A 215-nucleotide genomic window follows, 5' to 3' on the forward strand; every position below is an offset into this window, starting at 1 on the left:
GGGGATGGGTCAGTCAAGTCATCCGCAGGTACGTAAACGGCCTGAATAGAGGTTATGGAGCCGGTCTTGGTGGAGGTAATACGCTCCTGAAGAACGCCCATCTCTTCCGCCAGTGTTGGCTGATAACCTACCGCTGAAGGCATACGGCCCAACAGTGCAGATACCTCAGTACCGGCCAGTGTATAACGGTAAATGTTATCCACAAAGAACAGTAC

At 52.1% G+C, this 215-nt stretch carries 1 pseudogene; it reads right to left on the reverse strand.

Annotated elements, in window-relative coordinates:
- A pseudogene (locus E1189_RS00055) lies at window positions 1-215 on the reverse strand (F0F1 ATP synthase subunit beta); the annotation flags it as partial.

This window comes from Parendozoicomonas verongulae (assembly GCF_009711465.1).
In the GTDB taxonomy this organism is placed as follows: Bacteria; Pseudomonadota; Gammaproteobacteria; order Pseudomonadales; family Endozoicomonadaceae; genus Sansalvadorimonas; species Sansalvadorimonas verongulae.